1 protein-coding gene is annotated in these 1168 nt (G+C 62.8%); it reads left to right on the forward strand.

Annotation, left to right across the window (positions count from 1 at the left end; all coding sequences use genetic code 11):
* The coding region (tuf, locus tag BCA01S_RS36390; RefSeq protein WP_244146128.1) for an elongation factor Tu at positions 1 to 1168 on the forward strand (1168 nt) is incomplete at both ends.

Raw genomic sequence — 1168 nt, forward strand, 5'->3', positions numbered from 1 at the left:
CGGACCAAGCCGCACGTGAACGTCGGCACGATCGGTCACGTTGACCACGGCAAGACCACGCTGACGGCAGCGATCACGACGGTTCTGACGCAGAAGTTTGGCGGCGAAGCGAAGGCGTACGACCAGATCGACGCGGCGCCGGAAGAAAAGGCACGTGGTATCACGATCAACACGGCGCACGTCGAGTACGAAACGGCTAACCGCCACTACGCACACGTTGACTGCCCGGGCCACGCGGACTATGTGAAGAACATGATCACGGGCGCCGCGCAGATGGACGGCGCGATCCTGGTATGCTCGGCCGCTGACGGCCCGATGCCGCAAACGCGTGAGCACATCCTGCTGGCGCGTCAGGTTGGCGTTCCGTACATCATCGTGTTCCTGAACAAGTGCGACATGGTGGACGACGCTGAGCTGCTGGAGCTGGTCGAGATGGAAGTGCGCGAGCTTCTGTCGAAGTACGACTTCCCGGGCGACGACACGCCGATCATCAAGGGTTCGGCAAAGCTGGCGCTCGAAGGCGACAAGGGCGAGCTCGGCGAAGTGGCGATCATGAATCTGGCCGACGCGCTGGACACGTACATCCCGACGCCGGAGCGCGCAGTGGACGGCGCGTTCCTGATGCCGGTGGAGGACGTGTTCTCGATCTCGGGTCGCGGCACGGTGGTGACGGGGCGCGTGGAGCGTGGCGTCGTGAAGGTCGGCGAGGAAATCGAAATCGTCGGTATCAAGCCGACGGTGAAGACGACGTGCACGGGCGTGGAAATGTTCCGCAAGCTGCTCGACCAGGGTCAGGCGGGCGACAACGTCGGTATTCTGCTGCGCGGCACGAAGCGTGAAGACGTGGAGCGTGGCCAGGTGCTGGCCAAGCCGGGTTCGATCAACCCGCACACGCACTTCACGGCTGAGGTGTACGTGCTGAGCAAGGACGAAGGCGGCCGTCACACGCCGTTCTTCAACAACTATCGTCCGCAGTTCTACTTCCGTACGACGGACGTGACGGGCTCGATCGAGTTGCCGAAGGACAAGGAAATGGTCATGCCGGGCGACAACGTGTCGATCACGGTGAAGCTGATCAACCCGATCGCGATGGAAGAAGGTCTGCGCTTCGCTATCCGCGAAGGCGGCCGTACCGTCGGCGCCGGTGTCGTTGCCAAGATTCTCGAGT

This window comes from Paraburkholderia caledonica NBRC 102488, assembly GCF_000685095.1.
Taxonomy (GTDB): domain Bacteria; phylum Pseudomonadota; class Gammaproteobacteria; order Burkholderiales; family Burkholderiaceae; genus Paraburkholderia; species Paraburkholderia caledonica.